This window comes from Massilia sp. CT11-108, assembly GCF_047302915.1.
In the GTDB taxonomy this organism is placed as follows: Bacteria; Pseudomonadota; Gammaproteobacteria; order Burkholderiales; family Burkholderiaceae_D; genus Telluria; species Telluria orientalis.
The window spans coordinates 1-1,464 of record NZ_JBKYMO010000868.1; the positions used below are offsets into that span (position 1 = coordinate 1).

The 1,464-nt window shown below is 66.7% G+C and carries 2 protein-coding genes; both read left to right on the top strand.

Annotation, left to right across the window (positions count from 1 at the left end):
- Positions 1–679, top strand: a 679-nt coding sequence (locus ACEN88_RS31525; protein ID WP_413346075.1) for a M48 family metallopeptidase, incomplete at its 5' end; no start/stop codon positions are given.
- Positions 680–855: 176 nt separating this feature from the next.
- Complete coding sequence (locus ACEN88_RS31530) at positions 856–1,302, top strand: DMT family transporter (RefSeq protein WP_413346077.1); 447 nt, start codon at positions 856–858, stop codon at positions 1,300–1,302.
- Positions 1,303–1,464 lie beyond the last annotated feature (162 nt).

Consider the following 1,464-nt stretch of genomic DNA (forward strand, 5'->3'; position numbering starts at 1 on the left):
GCAGGAGGGCGACGTGCTGCTCGCCGCCGCCGGCAAGCCGCTGCCGGCCGGAGAGCATGCGCTGTCCCAGGCGGGCGCGCTGTTCGGCAAGATCCTCGCATCGCAGGCGAGCCTGCCGATGACGATCGAGCGCCGCCGCAGCGAGCGCCAGCTGACCATTCCCGTTACGCGCGCCTGCGCCTTCGCGATCGAACTGGGCAACGCGGACAACGTCAACGCGTACGGCGACGGCAGCCGCGTACTCGTCACGCGCGGCATGATCAACTTCACGCACGACGACGACGAACTGGCCTTCGTGCTGGCCAAGACGATGGCCCACAACATGCTCGGCCACCCGTCCTCGCAACGCAACAGCGCGACGATCGGCAGCATCATCGACAACCTGAAGAGCATCACGCCCGACACGTCGATGCTGATCGGCAGCGGCGGCATCAAGGCCATGCCGGCCGACGCGGACGCCGCCGCCGACCGCCTCGGCATCTACCTGGCTGCGCGCGCCGGCTACGACGTCAAGGACGCGCCCGCGTTCTGGAACCGCCTGGCCGAGAGCTATCCGCCCAGCGTGTTGAACGGCTACAGCGCCAATCATCCGGCGCTGCCGCAGCGCCTGTCCGCGGTGGAAAAAGCGATCGCGGACGTCAAGGCCAAGCGGTCCGCGAAGAAGCCGCTGGTGCCTTGAGCATCGACGCATCCGCGTGATCGACCAGGGCCGCGCTTTTGCGGCCCTTTTTCATGCCCTTCCGGCAGCATTCCCGACCTTTTTGTATCATTACCAATTCCCCTGCCCCGTCGCGCAATTCAAGCGCAAGAAACGGGAAGGCCGGGGAAGCCCCTGCGTCTATCCTCCCGGGAACCATGAACACTGCCAACCTGCTGCGCCTCATCGTGCTTGCCTCCATCTGGGGCGGCTCCTTCCTCTTCATGCGCATCAGCGCGCCGACGCTCGGCCCCGCGGTGCTCATCGAATTCCGCGTGCTGTTCGCGGCGCTGTTCCTCGCCATCGTCGGCGTCGTGCTCAAGAAGCGCCTCGACATGCGCGCGCACTGGAAGCATTACTTCATCCTCGGCTTCTTCAACTCCGCGTTCCCGTTCCTGCTGTTCGCGTTCGCGGCGCGCACCTTGCCGGCGTCCGTGCTGGCCGTGCTGAACGCCACCGCGCCGATGTGGGGCGCGCTGCTCGGCGCCGTGTGGGGACGCCAGGCGATCCGCGCACGCACGGCGCTGGGCCTCGTGCTGGGCACCGTCGGCGTCGCTCTGCTCGTCGGCGTGGGCCCCCCGCCGGGGGAGGGGGATTGGTTATGATTCAAAAAGGTGGGGGATGCTGGCGGGAGGGGATGAAAAAAGGCCCCCAAAACGCCGCCCGGGGGTGGTGAGGGGGAAGCCGGCGCAGTTGAAGAAAAAGGAGACGGCGATTATGCCGGTGCGACCGGTAAAGCGGAGAAAAAATGAGGATGACGATGCGTC